Annotated in this window: 16 protein-coding genes; 6 read left to right on the forward strand and 10 right to left on the reverse strand. The window is 67.6% G+C overall.

The annotated features are described in order from the left end of the window. Positions 1-133: 133 nt before the first annotated feature. Positions 134-475, forward strand: a complete 342-nt coding sequence (locus tag CXZ05_RS10055) for a hypothetical protein (protein WP_102972471.1) — start codon at positions 134-136, stop codon at positions 473-475. Positions 476-489: 14 nt separating this feature from the next. On the opposite strand, the gene CXZ05_RS10060 is transcribed toward CXZ05_RS10055, so the two are convergent. From CXZ05_RS10060 to CXZ05_RS10080, 5 genes are all read right to left on the reverse strand, one after another. Beyond that, positions 490-1,098 (reverse strand): phosphatase PAP2 family protein, encoded by a 609-nt coding sequence (locus CXZ05_RS10060; RefSeq protein ID WP_246468663.1) that lies wholly within the window; start codon positions 1,096-1,098, stop codon positions 490-492. A gap of 108 nt (positions 1,099-1,206) precedes the next feature. Continuing rightward, positions 1,207-2,742 carry a dihydrolipoamide acetyltransferase family protein gene (locus tag CXZ05_RS10065; RefSeq protein WP_102972473.1) on the reverse strand — a complete coding sequence of 512 codons (1,536 nt, stop codon included), beginning with the start codon at positions 2,740-2,742 and terminating at the stop codon, positions 1,207-1,209. 87 nt (positions 2,743-2,829) lie between these two features. Further along, positions 2,830-3,810: an alpha-ketoacid dehydrogenase subunit beta gene (locus CXZ05_RS10070; RefSeq protein ID WP_102972474.1), complete on the reverse strand. Its 981-nt coding sequence runs from the start codon at positions 3,808-3,810 to the stop codon at positions 2,830-2,832. Continuing rightward, positions 3,810-5,054: a pyruvate dehydrogenase (acetyl-transferring) E1 component subunit alpha gene (gene pdhA, locus CXZ05_RS10075; protein WP_102972475.1), complete on the reverse strand. Its 1,245-nt coding sequence runs from the start codon at positions 5,052-5,054 to the stop codon at positions 3,810-3,812. Before pdhA ends, CXZ05_RS10070 begins: the two co-directional genes overlap by 1 nt. 148 nt (positions 5,055-5,202) lie before the next feature. Further along, positions 5,203-6,321: a histidinol-phosphate transaminase gene (locus CXZ05_RS10080; protein WP_102972476.1), complete on the reverse strand. Its 1,119-nt coding sequence runs from the start codon at positions 6,319-6,321 to the stop codon at positions 5,203-5,205. Positions 6,322-6,380: 59 nt separating this feature from the next. Here CXZ05_RS10080 and CXZ05_RS10085 point away from each other — a divergent pair, with 59 nt between their 5' ends. After that, a complete protein-coding gene (locus CXZ05_RS10085) occupies positions 6,381-6,809 on the forward strand; it encodes a phage holin family protein (protein ID WP_102972477.1) in 429 nt (142 codons plus the stop codon). Here CXZ05_RS10085 and CXZ05_RS10090 read toward each other — a convergent pair. Then, positions 6,763-8,226: a PE-PPE domain-containing protein gene (locus CXZ05_RS10090; protein ID WP_258006530.1), complete on the reverse strand. Its 1,464-nt coding sequence runs from the start codon at positions 8,224-8,226 to the stop codon at positions 6,763-6,765. The genes CXZ05_RS10085 and CXZ05_RS10090 overlap by 47 nt on opposite strands. Before the next feature lie 74 nt (positions 8,227-8,300). Continuing rightward, on the reverse strand, positions 8,301-8,645 hold the full coding sequence (locus tag CXZ05_RS10095) for a hypothetical protein (protein WP_258006531.1): 345 nt from the start codon (positions 8,643-8,645) through the stop codon (positions 8,301-8,303). Positions 8,646-8,850: 205 nt separating this feature from the next. Between CXZ05_RS10095 and purB the strand changes: the two genes are divergently transcribed. The 4 genes from purB (at position 8,851) to CXZ05_RS10115 (ending at position 12,206) form a co-directional block, all read left to right on the forward strand. After that, positions 8,851-10,293 carry an adenylosuccinate lyase gene (gene purB / locus CXZ05_RS10100; RefSeq protein WP_102972479.1) on the forward strand — a complete coding sequence of 481 codons (1,443 nt, stop codon included), beginning with the start codon at positions 8,851-8,853 and terminating at the stop codon, positions 10,291-10,293. 130 nt (positions 10,294-10,423) lie between these two features. Next, the gene (locus CXZ05_RS10105; protein ID WP_102972480.1) at positions 10,424-11,089 is read left to right on the forward strand and encodes a histidine phosphatase family protein; all 666 of its coding nucleotides are present in this window, start codon (positions 10,424-10,426) and stop codon (positions 11,087-11,089) included. A gap of 104 nt (positions 11,090-11,193) precedes the next feature. Beyond that, the gene (locus CXZ05_RS10110) at positions 11,194-11,697 is read left to right on the forward strand and encodes a GNAT family N-acetyltransferase (protein ID WP_102972481.1); all 504 of its coding nucleotides are present in this window, start codon (positions 11,194-11,196) and stop codon (positions 11,695-11,697) included. Positions 11,698-11,771: 74 nt separating this feature from the next. Continuing rightward, on the forward strand, positions 11,772-12,206 hold the full coding sequence (locus CXZ05_RS10115; RefSeq protein ID WP_102972482.1) for an acyl-CoA thioesterase: 435 nt from the start codon (positions 11,772-11,774) through the stop codon (positions 12,204-12,206). A gap of 41 nt (positions 12,207-12,247) precedes the next feature. Here CXZ05_RS10115 and CXZ05_RS10120 read toward each other — a convergent pair whose 3' ends face one another. From CXZ05_RS10120 to CXZ05_RS10130, 3 genes are all read right to left on the reverse strand, one after another. After that, positions 12,248-13,279: an FAD-dependent monooxygenase gene (locus CXZ05_RS10120; protein ID WP_102972483.1), complete on the reverse strand. Its 1,032-nt coding sequence runs from the start codon at positions 13,277-13,279 to the stop codon at positions 12,248-12,250. Between the two features lie 58 nt (positions 13,280-13,337). Then, positions 13,338-14,522: a 4-hydroxybenzoate 3-monooxygenase gene (locus CXZ05_RS10125; protein ID WP_102972484.1), complete on the reverse strand. Its 1,185-nt coding sequence runs from the start codon at positions 14,520-14,522 to the stop codon at positions 13,338-13,340. 130 nt (positions 14,523-14,652) lie between these two features. Then, positions 14,653-15,402 (reverse strand): IclR family transcriptional regulator, encoded by a 750-nt coding sequence (locus CXZ05_RS10130; RefSeq protein ID WP_102972623.1) that lies wholly within the window; start codon positions 15,400-15,402, stop codon positions 14,653-14,655. Positions 15,403-15,480 lie beyond the last annotated feature (78 nt).

Below are 15,480 nucleotides of genomic sequence, written 5' to 3' on the forward strand. Positions count from 1 at the left end.
ACTTGACACGGATCACCCCGGCTGGTGGGCAGACTCACCACGTTTTCCGGCAATCCGGCGTGGCCTGAAAGATAAAATTGGAGGTGCCCCCGATGGTGCGGACAAACCCAAATCTACCTTTCAGGGGAACACTGTGCTTACACTCCAGCGTCGCCACCTCGTCGGCCACGACATCCTCCTTGCCCGCCACGGCAACCACATCAGTGCCATGCGCGTGGACCGCTCCGCCGGCCGCGTGATCGCCCTCCTCGACGACGGCTCCGTGGACAGCGCCCCGAACCTCATCTCCCCCGACCTGCAGCTGCCGGACACGCTGAAGAGCGTTCTGCGCGAGGACTGGAAATTCCTCACGCTGGTGAGCTCCGGCATCGCCGCCGTAGCTGGCGTCATGCTGGCCGCCGCGGTGAGCATGGCAGGCATGTCCGCCGATCCTGCCATGGCCCAGCTGCTGGCCAGCTCCTACGCCGCCTACTAGGCCAGCCTCCGGCGTCAGCCGATCCGGACCAGCACCTCGCGGAGCAGCCACCACAGGCCGGCGGTGACGCCGCCGCCCACCAGGGCGCCCGCAACCACCTGCGCCACCGTATGGGCGCGCAGCACCACCCGGGACCAGCCCACTGCGGGAATCAGCAGCAGCAGCGGAATCCACGGGACGCCCAGGATCAGCACCGCGATGACCGTGGTCAGCGCGATGGCCCCGGCATGGCCACTGATTTTCCAGAACAGGCTGATGGCGGCGAGCACCACCACACCGCCCACTATGGCCAGCACCACCACAATGACGCTGTACGGGGCGTTGATGGCCAGGAGGACCGCCAGCCCCGCGAGCAGTGACACCACCGTCATGGCAAGCACCGGCGCTCGTTGCTTGCGGTTACTGACGTGGTGGTCCGTCACCTTGCCCAGACGGACCAGAAGGACGACGGCGGCCAGGGGCAGCACGCACACAAACAGCACCGCCACGGCGCCGAACCAGACGGTGCCCGGAAAGCCGGGTTCCAGGGCCGGGCTGAGGAGCAGCAGCAGAGCCACGGTGATCGGCGGCTGAAGGGCCTCCGTGATGACCCGGGCCACGCGGTTCTTCACGCGGATGCTCATGATCCCGCGATCCTCACCCATGGGAAACCCCGTCCCTGACTGTCCGGCCCTCCCCCCTTTCCCCGGAGGGTACCGCTCCAGGGACCGTCAGTCGAGCAGCAGGGCAGGTCAGTCGAGCAGCAGTGCCGGCTCTTCCAAAATGGCGGCGACGTCAGCCATGAAGCGGGCTGAAAGGTCGCCGTCCACCACGCGGTGGTCGAAGGACCCGCCGAGCGTGGTGATCCAGCGCGGAATGACCTCGCCGTCCAGGACCCACGGCTTTTGTTTAATGGTTCCAAACGCCACGATGGCCACTTCACCAGGGTTGATGATGGGTGTTCCGGTGTCGATGCCGAGGGCGCCAATGTTGGTGACCGTGAGCGTGCCGCCCTGCATCTGCGCAGGCTGGGTCTTGCCGGCGCGCGCTGTGGTGGCGAGCTCATTGAGGGCCAGCGCCAGCTCCTTGAGCGACAGGTCCTGGGCATTCTTGATGTTCGGTACCATGAGCCCGCGCGGTGTGGCCGCGGCAATGCCCAGGTTCATGTAGTGCTTGATGTGGATCTCCGCGGAGTCGCTGCCGTCCGTGTTGTCCACCCAGGTGGCGTTCACGCTCGGATTCCGCGCTGCGGCCCAGATGACAGCCTTCGCGAGGATCAGCAGTGGGGAGACCTTGATGCCCTCGAAGTCGCGCGAAGCCTTGAGCCGCTTGACGAACTCCATGGTGCGGCTGGCATCCACGTCCACGAAGATGCTCACGTGCGGCGCGGAGAACGCCGACTCCACCATGGCCTTCGCGGTGGCCTTGCGGACGCCCTTGACCGGGATCCGTTCGATCCGCTGCTCCTGGGGACGGCCTGACGTGCCCCAGAAGGTGTCCGCCTTGTCCACTTCCGCGTCGCGCTGCGCCTGGTAGCTGACCAGATCCTCGCGGGTCACCTCGCCGCGCGCCCCGGTGGCCACGACGTCGGCCAGGTCAATGCCCAGGTCGCGGGCGATCTTCCGCACCGGCGGCTTGGCCAGGACCCTGTTCATGAGCCCGGAAATGGCCCCGCCCAGCGTTGGCTTGTCAGTCTCGAGAGCGGGCGTCCACTCGGGCCGCCTCGTCACGACAGGCCCGGCCACCGGCCCGGCGCTGGCCGGACCGTCCAAAAGTGCATCCTTCGCGGACCGTGGCTGGACAGGTTCGACTTCCGGAGCGCCGTGGACTGCATCTGCCGGAATCGCCGGCCTGGTCTTGCGCGGCCGCCGCTTCACGGCGTCGGCTTTGGGGCCTGAACCCACCAGCGGGCCGGCGGCCAGGCCGCCGGCGGCAGCTTCACCAGCGGCAGCGTCGCCGTCAGCTGGCAGCTTTCCGTACATCAGTGCGGGCTCAGTGGCCTCGAGGGCGGGCACCGGCGCGTCGGCCGGTGTGGGGTCGCCGTGCATGGTGTCGGAGACGCTGATGATGGCGGTCCCGACGTCGACCGTCACCCCTTCCTGGACCAGCAGTTCGGTGACGGTGCCGGCGAACGGCGACGGGAGCTCGACGAGGGACTTGGCCGTCTCGATCTCGCACAGGACGTCGTTGATGGCCACCTCATCGCCGGGCTTGACCTTCCACGAAACGATCTCTGCCTCGGTCAGGCCCTCACCGACGTCGGGGAGGTTGAACTTGTTAAGCGTCATGGGATCCTCGGGTTCGAAAGCTCGGGCGCTCCGGGAGGTGCGGAGCCGGTAGGCGAAAGAGTCAGCAGGTGCCGGTGCGCGACAACGTCAGTACGCGAAGGCGCGGTCCAGCGCCTCAAGGATGCGGTCGATGTCCGGGAGGTAGTCCTCTTCCACCTTGGCCACGGGGTACGGCATGTGGAAGCCGCCCACCCGGATGACCGGCGCCTCCAGCGAGTGGAAGGCCCGTTCACTGATCCGCGCGGCGATTTCACCGCCGATGCCGCCGAAGGTGGGAGCCTCGTGCGCCACCACCAGCCGGCCCGTCTTCTTGACGGAGGCCTCGATGGCGTCGAAATCGATCGGCGAGATGGAGCGCAGGTCGATCACTTCGATGCTGCGGCCGTCCTCCGCCGCGGCGTTGGCGGCAGCGAGGGCCACGGGGACGAGCGGGCCGTAGACCACCACCGTGGCGTCGGTTCCTTCCCGGACCACATGTGCCTTGAACGGATCCTCGGCCGGGCCGGCAGATGCGGTGTCAACCTCGCCCTTGAGCCAGTAACGGCGCTTCGGTTCGAAGAAAATCACCGGGTCCTGGCAGTTCACAGCCTGCTGGATCATCCAGTAGGCGTCGTGGGGGTTGGACGGCGTGATGATGCGCAGCCCGGGGGTATGCGCGAACAGCGCCTCCGGCGACTCGGAGTGGTGCTCGATGGAGCCGATGCCGCCGCCGTAGGGGATGCGGATGACCACGGGCACAGTGAGGTTGCCGTTGCTGCGCGAGCGCATTTTGGCCAACTGGGTGGTGATCTGGTTGAAGCCGGGGAAGACGAAGCCGTCGAACTGGATCTCGGCAACGGGGAGGTAGCCGCGCAGCGCCAGGCCGATCGCGGTGCCGATGATGCCGGATTCCGCGAGTGGGGTGTCCACCACGCGGTCCGCTCCGAATTCGCCTATCAGGCCGTCGGTGACACGGTAGACGCCGCCGAGCGGGCCGATATCCTCGCCCATGAGCAGGGACTTGGGGTTGTTGCTGAGCGTGGCGCGCAGGCCTTCATTAATGGCCTTGGCAATGGTCATGGTGGTCATCAGCGGCCTGCCCCTTCTCCCTCGTCCCCGCCGGCAAAGCCCGCGCTGTACTCTTCGAACCACGCCAGTTCCTCGGCCACGAGCGGGTGCGCCTCGACGTAGGTGTTGGCAAAGGCGGTCCTGATGTCCGGTGCGTCCGACTCGTACGTGGACTTGCGGATGTACGCGGCGAGTTCGTCACCGTCTGCGGCAACCTGGGCAAAGAAGGCGTCATCGGCCATACCCTCGGCGCGGAGGTACTTCTCCAGCCGGTCCAGCGGATCCTTTTCCCGCCAGAGGGCCTCTTCCGAGGACTCGCGGTACTTCGTGGGGTCGTCGGCCGTGGTGTGGGCGCCCACGCGGTAGGTGAAGGCCTCAATGAGCACGGGGCCGTTGCCCTGGCGTGCGTGCTCGAGCGCCCATTCGGTGACGGCGTGGACTGCCACGACGTCGTTGCCGTCCACGCGGATGCCCGGGAAGCCGTAGCCCTTGGCGCGGTTGGAGAGCGGGATGCGGGTCTGCACAGCGGTGGGCACCGAGATGGCCCAGTGGTTGTTTTGGCAGAAGAAGACCACGGGGGCGTTGTACGAGGACGCGAACACCATGGACTCGTGGACGTCGCCCTCGGAGCTCGCGCCGTCGCCGAAGTAGACCATGACGGCGGCCTTCGGCTCGGCCGGACCGTCAACGCCCTGGGCGCTCTCCACTCCTTGAGCCTCGGCCAGCCGCTGGTCGCGCTGGATGCCCATGGCGTACCCGACGGCGTGCGGCGTCTGCGCAGCCAGCACCAGCGTGTACAGGTGGAAGTTGGTGTCCTTAGGGTTCCAGCCGCCGTTGGAGACGCCGCGGAACTGCTTCAGCAGTTCGGCCAGGTCGACGTTGCGGGTCAGGGCGACGCCGTGCTCGCGGTAGGTGGGGAAGATGTAGTCCTGCGGCTGGCTGGCACGCCCGGACCCGATCTGGGCTGCCTCCTGGCCTGTCAGCGGCACCCACAGCGCCAGCTGGCCCTGCCGCTGCAGCGCCGTGGCTTCCTGGTCGAAACGGCGAATGGCCGCCATGTCCGCGTAGAAACCCCGGAGTTTTTCGGCGTCGAGACGCTCGGCATACTCGGAGAACACGGAGTCGGTCCCCAACGTGCCATCGGGGCCCAGAAGCTGGATCATTTCAGTCGAGGGCACGCCCAGGGCCGCCTCGGCCTGCGCCTCGAGCTGGTCGTCCAGTTCCGTGCCATCGAACTCGGTGGAGGGCAGATGTGTTGCGCCCATACCGTCTCCTTGCCTGCCGCATGCGGATGCGTTGCAATGTCGCTGGGATATATGCCTCACAAGGAATGCATTCCCGGCGAGGCATATGTATTTGACTTACTGTTCCTTACTTTATCCGGCGTAGGTAGCGCCGGCTGTTTGTTAAGCGCTAGGAACGGCGTGGCGGTTTTGTGTAAACCGCACAGAGTTCCAGGAATCGCGTGTTCGCTTCCACTTCGCCGATGCTGACCCGGACACCTTCGTTTCCGAACGCACGCACGGACAGCGCCCGTTCCCCGGCGAGCTGGGCGAACTCCGCACTGTTCTCGCCAAGATCGAGCCAGACAAAGTTCCCTTGGGCGTCCGGAACGTACCAGCCGAGGTCCCGGAGACCGGCCGTTACACGGTCCCGTTCCGCCACCAGGCTTTGTACCCTTTCTACAACCTGGCCAAAATTCTGCAGGGACACCACGGCGGCCTGTTCGGCGATCTGTGAGACAGCGAACGGTGTGGCGGCGACGCGCAGGTGCTGGGTGAGCTGGGGCTGGGAAACGCTGTAGCCGACCCGGAGGCCGGCGAGGCCGTGTGCCTTGGAGAACGTCCTGAGCACCACCACATTCGGGTACTCGCGGTACATCCGGATGCCGTCCACCGCGTCTTCCGCCCGGACGAACTCCTGGTAGGCCTCATCGATGACCACCACAACGTCCGACGGCACCGCCTTGATGAAGCGCTCCGTTTCTTCGGCGGTCAGGATGGGGCCGGTGGGGTTGTTGGGGGTGCAGAGCAGGATCACCCTGGTTCGCGCGGTCACGGCCGCGGCCATGGCGTCAAGGTCATGGCGCCCGTCAGCGGTCACGGGGATCCGCACGCTCTCTGCCCCGGCCAGCCCCACGCAGATCGGATAGGCCTCGAAGGACCGCCAGGCGTAGATCACTTCGTCGGGCTTGCCATCGTCATTCTGGCCGGCGAACGTGGTCAGCAGCTGGGTGAGGGCGCCGAGGCTGCCGGCACCGGTGACGATGTCCTCGGCCGGGACGTCGAGGAAGCCGGCGAGCGCGGTGCGCAGCTTGGTGCTGAGCGGGTCCGGGTAGCGGTTGAAGTCGGTCTGGGCGGAAATGGCCTCCACCACGGCCGGGATGGGCGGCAGCGGGTTCTCGTTGGACGACAGTTTGTAGCTGGCAAGGCCGTCGACGGCGGCGGGCGGCTTGCCTGCAGCATAGCGGGGCAGCCGGTCAACCACCGGTCGGGGCCTCAGGCCCCCCGCCACAGTCTCTGATGAAGTCATGCCACCTAGCCTATGCCCCTGGCTGCCTGCGCGGCCTTGCGGTGTGACAGCATGGGCGCATGCGGTCTTTCATCATGCGCGTGATCATTAACGGACTGGCGCTGTGGATCGCCAGCTGGCTTCTGCCCGGCCTGGATATCTCCACCACAGCCACCACGGAAGCTGTAGCCAAGACCGGGGTGAACCAGGGAACCGACGCCGCCGGCATCGTCCTCGCGTACCTGTTCATCGGACTGATTTTCGGTCTGGTCAATGCCTTCGTGCGGCCGATCGTCAGCTTTCTCTCCCTGCCCATCACCATCCTGACGCTGGGCCTGTTCACCGTTGTGATCAACGCCGCGATGCTCTACCTCACTTCCTGGATCAGCGGCTACACGCCCGTGCATTTCACCATCGATTCGTTCTTCTGGACCGCCGTGCTGGCCGCCATCATCATCACCGTCATTTCACTGGTGGCAGACCGGCTCCCCGGCGCCCGCCACCGCTAAAACCCCCGCCGAAGCCGGCGTTTCCGCCACCGCTGACACCCCCGCCGACGGGAAGGATCGTCCTGCCCAGAGCGGGCAGTGGCGGCAGCACCGCGGGCGCAGCCGGCTTTGGCGCACGGACCAGCTGGAAGCGGGTGGCCCTGGCCGTTCCCCCTGCACCCACCACCCCGGCAAGCGCAGCAGTGGACGCCGCCAGCGAAGCATCCGGGCTCGCCGAGACTGCCCGGGCCCCGGCCTCGTAGTTGGTGAGCCTGTGCCCGGGACCGAGCCCGGAGTCCTCACCGGGTGGCGTCCTGACCATGCCGTTCAGGGTTACCGTCACCCGGTCCTTGGTGTCCGGATTGGGAAGGCCCTCGCTGCCGGGAACCCAGTCCTGCCGGTGCTCCAGATGCAGGCTGCTGACGCCCGGCTCCGGAGTTATGGCGCCGACCGGCGATCCCGCGGTCAGCACGTACTTGAGGCGGTACTCGGCAAGGAACGCCTTGTCCTGGCTCAGGTTCATCGCGTGGATTCCGCCCTGGCTGTAGCCCACGGCCACCACCTGGTCCCCGGCCTCAGCACCTGCCTGGCGCAGGGCCGCCCGGATGGCTGCGGCCGTGTACTCGGACCCGTACCCCAGCGATTCGCCGATGCCGGCCTCGTCGAAGGGGTTCGGACCGCCGGTGTTGCCAGGCTGGGTTCCGGGAATGATGACGATGAACGTGTCCCGTCCCCCGGCAGTTGTCTGGATGATCTCGATTTGTCCCGGGCCAGCATCTTCCACTTCCCCGGCCCGGGCAAGAAGGCCTGCCGGGGACGCGTCCAGGGCAATCTCCAGGGAGCCCTCCTTCAAAACCCTCACCGGCCGCGGCCGGAGCTCCGGCAGGACGCGGTCCAGCAGCATCCGCACAAGGGTCGGGACGCTTGAGCCCGTCATGCCGGCGGCCAGTGCCATCTTCACGGCGGCGTCCATAGGGCTCAGCCGCACTCCCAGGAGCGCCGCAAGGAAAACCCCGGCCACCACGGGATCGCTCGAGGCGATCGCCTCGGTGGTGGCCCGGTTCGGGCGCCCGTCTCCGGAAAGCCCAAGGTCGAAGAGCTGCCGCCCCGCCAACCAGGGCGTGTCCAGGTGGAGCTGCATCATGAGCCGGTTTGCCGTCTCGGCGGCGCTGTACTCGAGCTGGCAGGCGCGCACACCCCCGGCCAGGCGCTCCAGCTCCTCCCGCACCGCCGCCACGGAGCGCTGGCCTTCCCAAACGGCAGTGAGAGCCCCGGCACCGCTGGCCGGATCGTCCCGCTGGTAGCTTCCCAGCGATTCCCAGATCCTGTAGATAGCCAGCTCGACAGCCGCTAGGTCCCGAGCGAGCACATCCAGCTCCCGCGCCCCCGAATCCAGTTCCTCGAGCTGGAAGGAGATCCCGCCTACTCCGCCACGCACGGAAAGGACAGCGTTGGAGGCCGGCTCGAGGGGGCGTAGCTGCCCGCCACCTCCGCCCGGCGCGGCCTCGGCCATCAGTAGCCCCCGGCGGCGGGAAGGGCGGACTCGGCGACACGGACGGAGTGCCGCCGCAGGGCGAGGGCGGCGACAAGCACTCCTTCCCGGGCCCGGCACAGGGCAACGGCCTGCACCCGGAGGCTGGACCGGTAAGCCAGCCCGGCAGGCGACTGCCAGTCCATCAGCTGGAGCTGCGCAAGCCTGGCCTGTACGGCATCGACCTGTTCCGCACAGGCCTCCATACGCCCGGCCAACAGCTGGACTTCAAAACTGCGCGACGAACATGCCGCGGCGTCGGCCGCCGTGACGCTCGAGTTTGTCGCTGTGACGCTGGCGCTCATCGCTGTCACGCTGGCGCTCATTCGGACACCCCCATCCACTGCGGGCCGGCGCTCCGGCGTCAGCCCTTTCCTCGCTTCCTCCCCACGACGCTAAGGTGCCGTCTGCCGCCGACGGAACGGCCGGCGTCATCCATGTGGAGAAGTGCGGGGGGCCGGGGCTGTGGAGGAGAAGTCACACGGAATCCCGTGCTTCAGCGGGCACAGAACTTCATGAAAGAATCAGGTCATGCCCGAAACTGCCGCCACAGCTGACACCCGTACGCCCTCCGGACGCCTCGCCCTCGCCGCGTCTGGGGAACAAATCGCGCTCGGCCCGCTGGACGGCCGCTACAAGTCCGCCGTCGCCCCCCTCGTTGACTACCTGTCTGAGGCCGCCCTCAACCGTGACCGTGTGGCCGTCGAGGTGGAATGGCTTATCCACCTGACCGGGGACAACGTCCTCCCGGGCGCCGGCCCCCTGACCGGCGACCAGCAGCAGCAGCTGCGGGCTATCGTCACCGAATTCGATGCCTCCTCCGTCACCGAGCTGGCAGAAATCGAAGCCGTCACCGTCCACGACGTGAAGGCTGTGGAGTACTACATCGGCCGCCGCCTGCCCGCCATCGGCATCGAAAACCTGACCGCCATGGTGCACTTCGGCTGCACCTCCGAGGACATCAACAACCTGTCCTACGCCCTGGGCGTGAAGGGTGCTGTGGAGGACGTGTGGCTGCCTGCCGCCCGTGCCCTAGTGGCCCAGATCAGCAAGATGGCCGAGGACAACCGCGCCGTTCCCATGCTGTCCCGCACGCACGGCCAGCCCGCCACGCCCACCACCCTGGGCAAGGAGCTCGCCGTCATCGCGCACCGCCTGAACCGGCAGCTGGAGCGCGTCGCCAGGACCGAATACCTCGGCAAGATCAACGGCGCCACCGGCACGTACGCCGCGCACGTGGCCTCCGTCCCCGGCGCGGACTGGCAGCAGGTCGCGAAGTCGTTCGTGGAGAAGCTGGGCCTGACCTGGAACCCGCTGACCACGCAGATCGAAAGCCACGACTGGCAGGCAGAGCTGTACGCCGACGTCGCCCGCTTCAACCGGATCCTGCACAACGTCTGCACGGACATCTGGAGCTACATCTCGATCGGCTACTTCGCGCAGATTCCCGTGGCAGGTGCCACCGGCTCCTCCACGATGCCGCACAAGGTCAACCCGATCCGCTTCGAAAACGCCGAGGCCAACCTGGAGATCTCCTCCGGGCTCCTGGACGTGCTGGCCTCCACGCTTGTCACCTCCCGCTGGCAACGCGACCTCACGGACTCCTCCAGCCAGCGCAACATCGGCGTGGCATTCGGCCACTCCCTGCTGGCCATTTCCAATGTGGCCAAGGGCCTGGAGCGGCTCGACGTGGCCGAAGACGTGCTGGCCGGGGACCTCGACACGAACTGGGAAGTCCTGGGTGAGGCAATCCAGATGGTGATGCGCGCGGAGGCAATCGCCGGCGTCAAAGGCATGGAGAACCCGTACGAGCGGCTCAAGGACCTCACACGCGGCCAGCGCGTGGACGCCGCCCGGATGCAGGAGTTCGTCCAGAGCCTGGGCCTCTCTGCAGAGGCCGAGGCGCGGCTGCTCGCCCTGACGCCGGGCAAGTACACCGGCATCGCGGACCAGCTGGTGGACCACCTCAAATAAGTACGACGGCGGTGCCGGGCCTTGCTGCCCGGCGCCGCTTCTGTTTCCGGCGGCTTCCGCAAGGCTGCGGTCCCGTTTTGCGGCGGTTTGACCCGCCCACCTTCCCGACGACGACAAGGAACGCGAGACCATGAGGCTGCTGCTCATCCGCCACGGCGAAACTCCCGGGAACGTGCTGGGGCAGCTCGACACCGCCCACCCCGGCCCAGGCCTGACCGAGCTGGGCGAGCGCCAGGCGGAGGCCCTGCCGCGGGCCCTGGTGAACGAGCCGATCAGCGCGCTGTATGCCTCCACCCTGGTCCGCACCCAGATCACGGCCAAGCCGCTGAGCCGGGAGCTCGGCCTCGATGTGGAGATCCTGGACGGTATCCACGAGATCGAGGCGGGCGCCTTGGAAAAGCTGACGGACCACGAGTCCCACCGGCGGTACATGAGCACCGTGTTCGCCTGGACCGACGGCGACTTCGACCGCCGGATGCCCGCCGGGCCCAACGGGCACGAGTTTTTCGAACGCTATGACGCCGCCATCGCCAAGGTGACCGCGGAAGCCGCCGGCACAGGCACCGTCGCCGTCGTGAGCCACGGCGCCGCGATCCGCGTCTGGGCGGGCAACCGGGCAGGCAACATTGACATGGAATTCGCCGCCCGGCACGTGCTCGCCAATACCGGCATCGTGGCGCTGGAGGGCGGCCCCGAGGCCGGCTGGAACCTGATCCACTGGGACGCCAGCCCCGTCGGCGGCCTTGCCCTGGCGGACCCCACCGCCGAGGACCCGATGGGAAAGAGCACGGGCTAGGTCCGGCGCCAAGTGTTCCCACGGCGCTTACCAGCAGGAAACACCGCGGTAACGGCGCGCTTCTAGCCTTGATTCGCATAACCCTTCGGCGAATCGAGGCACAGATGCAGACCAATCCCAGGCTCAACATCCGGAAAGTCAGCTGGTCGAATCCTGTGGGAGCGGATCTGCGCGCGGCACAGCAGGCGGAACTGGACGCCCGCTTCGGGTGCCCCGACCATGAGCCGGGACCCAAGCCCTCGGAAGTGGACACGGCCGTGTTCCTCGTGGCCTACGACAAGGGGTCGGGCCAGCCGGTGGGCTGCGGGGGCCTGCGGCTGCTCGACTCCGAGACGGCGGAAATCAAGCGCCTCTATGTTCTCCCGTACACCCGCGGTTCAGGCGTGGCGAGTTCCATCCTGGCCGCCCTCGAGGCCGAGGCCTTCGCCCAGGGCATCACCCGGATCACTGCGGAGGCGGGCTCGGCGCAGACTGACGGACGCAACTTCTACGTGAGCGCCGGCTTCGATCCGGTTCCCAACTTCGGTCCCTACATCGGCGTCGAGTACTCGTACTGCTTCGAAAAGAAGATCGATTGCCACAGCGCGGCGCACACCGCCATGGCTTGAGCGGGCCATCTCTGCAGACCGACGGCGGCCGTCACACTCCGGTGGGGCAGGCCGCCGTCGGCTAATCTCGCGCTATGGAAACCAAAGACATTACGTTCCGCACCCGCAAGTGGGTTCGCCCCGAGGACCTCAACGCCAACGGCACCCTGTTCGGTGGCAGCCTGCTGAAATGGATTGACGAGGAAGCCGCGATCTACGCCATCCTCCAGCTGGGCAACGGCCGCGCGGTCACCAAGTACATTTCCGAAATCAACTTCGTCAGCTCCGCGGTCCAGGGCGACCTCATTGAGATGGGCCTGACCGCCACGCGCTTCGGCCGCACGTCGATGACCATGCGCGCGGAAGTGCGGAACATGATCACCCGGCAGAGCATCCTCACCATTGAGGAAATTGTTTTCGTGAACCTCAGCTCCACCGGCAAGCCGGAGCCGCATGGCTACACGGAAATCACATATGAGCGCGACCGCATCCCCACGCACCACCTCACCGAAACGCTGCAGCAGGACTAGCGCAGCGCCCATCGTCCGGGCTTTAACGGGAGGGCAGGGGGCTAACGGGAAGCCAGCCTCAGCAGCCCGTCGCGCAGCGGCTGTGACCGTTCGGCCATTGCCACGCCCGCCATGGCGGAGGAGGCCAGCCGAAGCAGCTGGGTCCGGATGGCGCGCTGCCGGTTGTAGGCCTTGAGCGCGTCTTCCGGCGGCTGGGCGTTGAAAAGCTCCGCCAGCGTGACGGCGTCCACGAGCGCCTCGCAGGCGCCGCGGCCCAGGTTCGGCGTCATGCCGTGGGCGGCGTCGCCGGCCAGGACGGCGCCCGGCCGCACGAAGCTGCCGAGGTTGGGCGTGGTCCAGATCCGCTGCGCCAGCGTGGCGTCCGGTGTGGCCTGCTCCAGCGCGGTCCGGACGGCCGTCGCGCTTCCGGAGAAGCGCTCCCTTGCCTGCTTCAGCGCTTCGGCCGCATCAACGCCCGCCGGCCCGAGGTCTGAGCGGAACGAGGCATACCAGTAGGTCCGGCCGGCGGACGCCGGCGCGATGCCGAACAGCTGCCCGCGCCCCCAGTATTCCCCGCCGGCGCCGGCTTGGACGGGAACGGGAAGGACGCCCCGCAAGGCCAGATAGGGGGTCAGCTTTGCCTGCGACCTTGCGCCCCAGAATGAGCGGCGGACCACGCTGTGGACGCCGTCGGCCCCCACCAGCAGGCCTGACGACAGCGGTCCGGTAGCGGGGATATCGTCCACCCTGCCCTCGACGCGGCGCACGGACGCGGGCACGGCGGCGTCGAGGATCCGGATGAGGTCCGCCCGTGAGACGCCCCGGACCCCGCGGACCTCGGGTGCCACCAGGGCTGTGCCCGTGGCGTTGCGCAGGGCCATCCCGCCGAGGGCCGTGCCGGCTTCCCTGATCTGCGGGAGGACCCCCAGGACCGCCAGGGCTGCCTGCGCCTCCGCCCACATGGCCAGCGACGTCTCCACGCCCTGGACACCGGGCCGCTGCTCGTGGATGGCGACGTCGAAGCGCTGCGGGTCAAGGCCTGCCGCGAGCGCGAGGCCGGCGATGCCGCCGCCGATGATCGTTATGGCTTCCATGGACCCGATCTTAAGCCCGACGGCGGGACGCTGGGTTGGGCGCCGCCCTTGCGGGGGGCTAGGCGGACGGCCAGCCGGTGTAGGCCTCGGCCAGGTACGCCTGGCCGTGCCGCGAGGACACGACGGAGTGCAGCTCGCCCAGCTGGCGGGCCCGGGCGAAGTCGCCGGCATCGGCAGGGGTGTGCAGCATGGTGGTCATCCAGTAGGAGAACTGCTGGGCCTTCCACACGCGGTCCAGGGCGCGGTCGCTGTACGAATCCAGGAGAGCCGTGGAGCCGCTGTTGTAGTAGCTGTCGAGGCCCTCGAACAGCACCTTCACGTCGTGGATCGCCAGGTTCAGGCCCTTGGCGCCGGTCGGCGGCACCGTGTGCGCGGCGTCGCCGGCCAAGAACAGCTTGCCGTGCCGCATCGGCGTGTGCACGAAGCTGCGGAACGGCAGAACCATCTTGTCGATGACCGGGCCTTCCTTCAGCTCGAAGCCGTTGCCGTTGACCCGGCCGCGGAACTCCGCCCAGATCCGCTCATCGCTCCAGTCGGCCACGTTTTCCTTGGGGTCGCACTGGAAGTACATCCGCTGCACGGTCTCGGTGCGCTGGCTGATGAGGGCAAAGCCGTTCTCGGAATTGGCGTAGATCAGCTCGTCGGAACTCCGCGGCGCCTCGGCGAGGATGCCGAACCACGCGAACGGGTACTCGTGGAAGTACCATTTGCGGTGCGCCTCGGGAATCTGGAAGCGGCAGTGGCTGCGTGAGCCGTCCGCCCCCGTGATGAAGTCGGCCTGGAGCTCGTACTCCACGCCGTCGGCGTCAGTGAACCAGACTTTGGGCTTGTCCTCGATGCCGTGGATGGCCGTGTCCGTGACGCTGTAGCGGACGTCGCCGCCGTCGGCCTCCCGGCGCGCGGCGAGGTCCATGAAGACGTCGGTCTGCGGGTACAGCCAGACGGATTCCCCCACGAGTTCCTTGAAGTCGATGCGGTGGCTCTCGCCGTTGAACCGGAGCTCGATCCCGTCGTGGCGGTCGCCTTCACGCAGCACCCGGTCGGACACGCCGCCGTCGACGAGCATATTCACCGTGCCGTGCTCCAGGATGCCGGCGCGGACCGTCTCGGAAATTTCCTGGCGGCTGCGGATTTCGATCACTGTGGATTCGATTCCGGCCTTGGCCAGCAGGTGGGACAGCATGAGTCCCGCAGGGCCCGCGCCCAGGATGGCCACCTGGGTGGTGATGATCTGTCGTGCCATGGTGTTCCTCGCTCCGTTGCGTGGCCCGGAGGTCCGGGCTGAAGGTGGTTGCTGGCTAACAGTGTGCGCCGGGGAGTGTGGTTGGCGTTACATCAATTCCGCTGAATGGAAGCACGCCGCTGCGGAAGACCTAGGCGGCTCCTTCTGCCAGCCGCCGCGCGATGCCTCGCGCCGCAGTCTGCAGCGCCGGAACCAGCGCCTGCATGCGCATCTCCCGCAGGGGAACCACGACGCCGATCGCCGCCACCGCCCGCTTCTGGCCGTCCAGCACGGGAACGGCGATACCCCAGGTGTCCGGATCAATGACGCCCGCCAGTTCGGCGAAGCCCTGGTTCGCGGCCTCGGCCAGCAAGGCGCGCACTTCGTCTCGGCCAACCTTTCCGGCAGGATCCGCGAATTGGTCCAGGTAGTCGGCCTGGACGGGCTTTGGCTGATGCGACATCAGAGCCAGTCCGGCCGACGACACGTGGATGTCCATGCGGCCGGCAACCTGCGCCCGGTTGGCCACGGATCCGCGGCGGGACAGCCGCTCAACAAAGAGCGCTTCCCAGCCATCGAGCACCGCAAGATTCACGTTCTGGTTCAGCACATGCTGGATGTCCTCCATGAAAGGCATGGCTGCCTGCCGCAAGGCCAGCGTGGGGGAATTGCGGTTCACCAGCTCCCACAGCCGCAGGCCCAGCCGCACCGAGCCTCCCGGGCCGGTTTCCAGGAGCCCGTGCGTGGCCAGCTGCCGCACCAGGCGGTGGGCGGTGGTCAGGGGAAGGCCTGCGCGCTCCGCGAGGTCGGACAGTTGCAGCACGGTGACTCCGGCCGGGAACGCCGCGATGACGCGCACCACGCGGTCTACCACCGAATCCCCGGAAACTGAATTGGCCACCACATCCGCGCTTCCATTGAATGGTCTGAGTTGTCCCAGATTACACCCGGCCGCGGGGCACGCGGCCGGGAGGCCGCC

Source organism: Arthrobacter sp. AFG20 (assembly GCF_002892795.1).
In the GTDB taxonomy this organism is placed as follows: Bacteria; Actinomycetota; Actinomycetes; order Actinomycetales; family Micrococcaceae; genus Arthrobacter.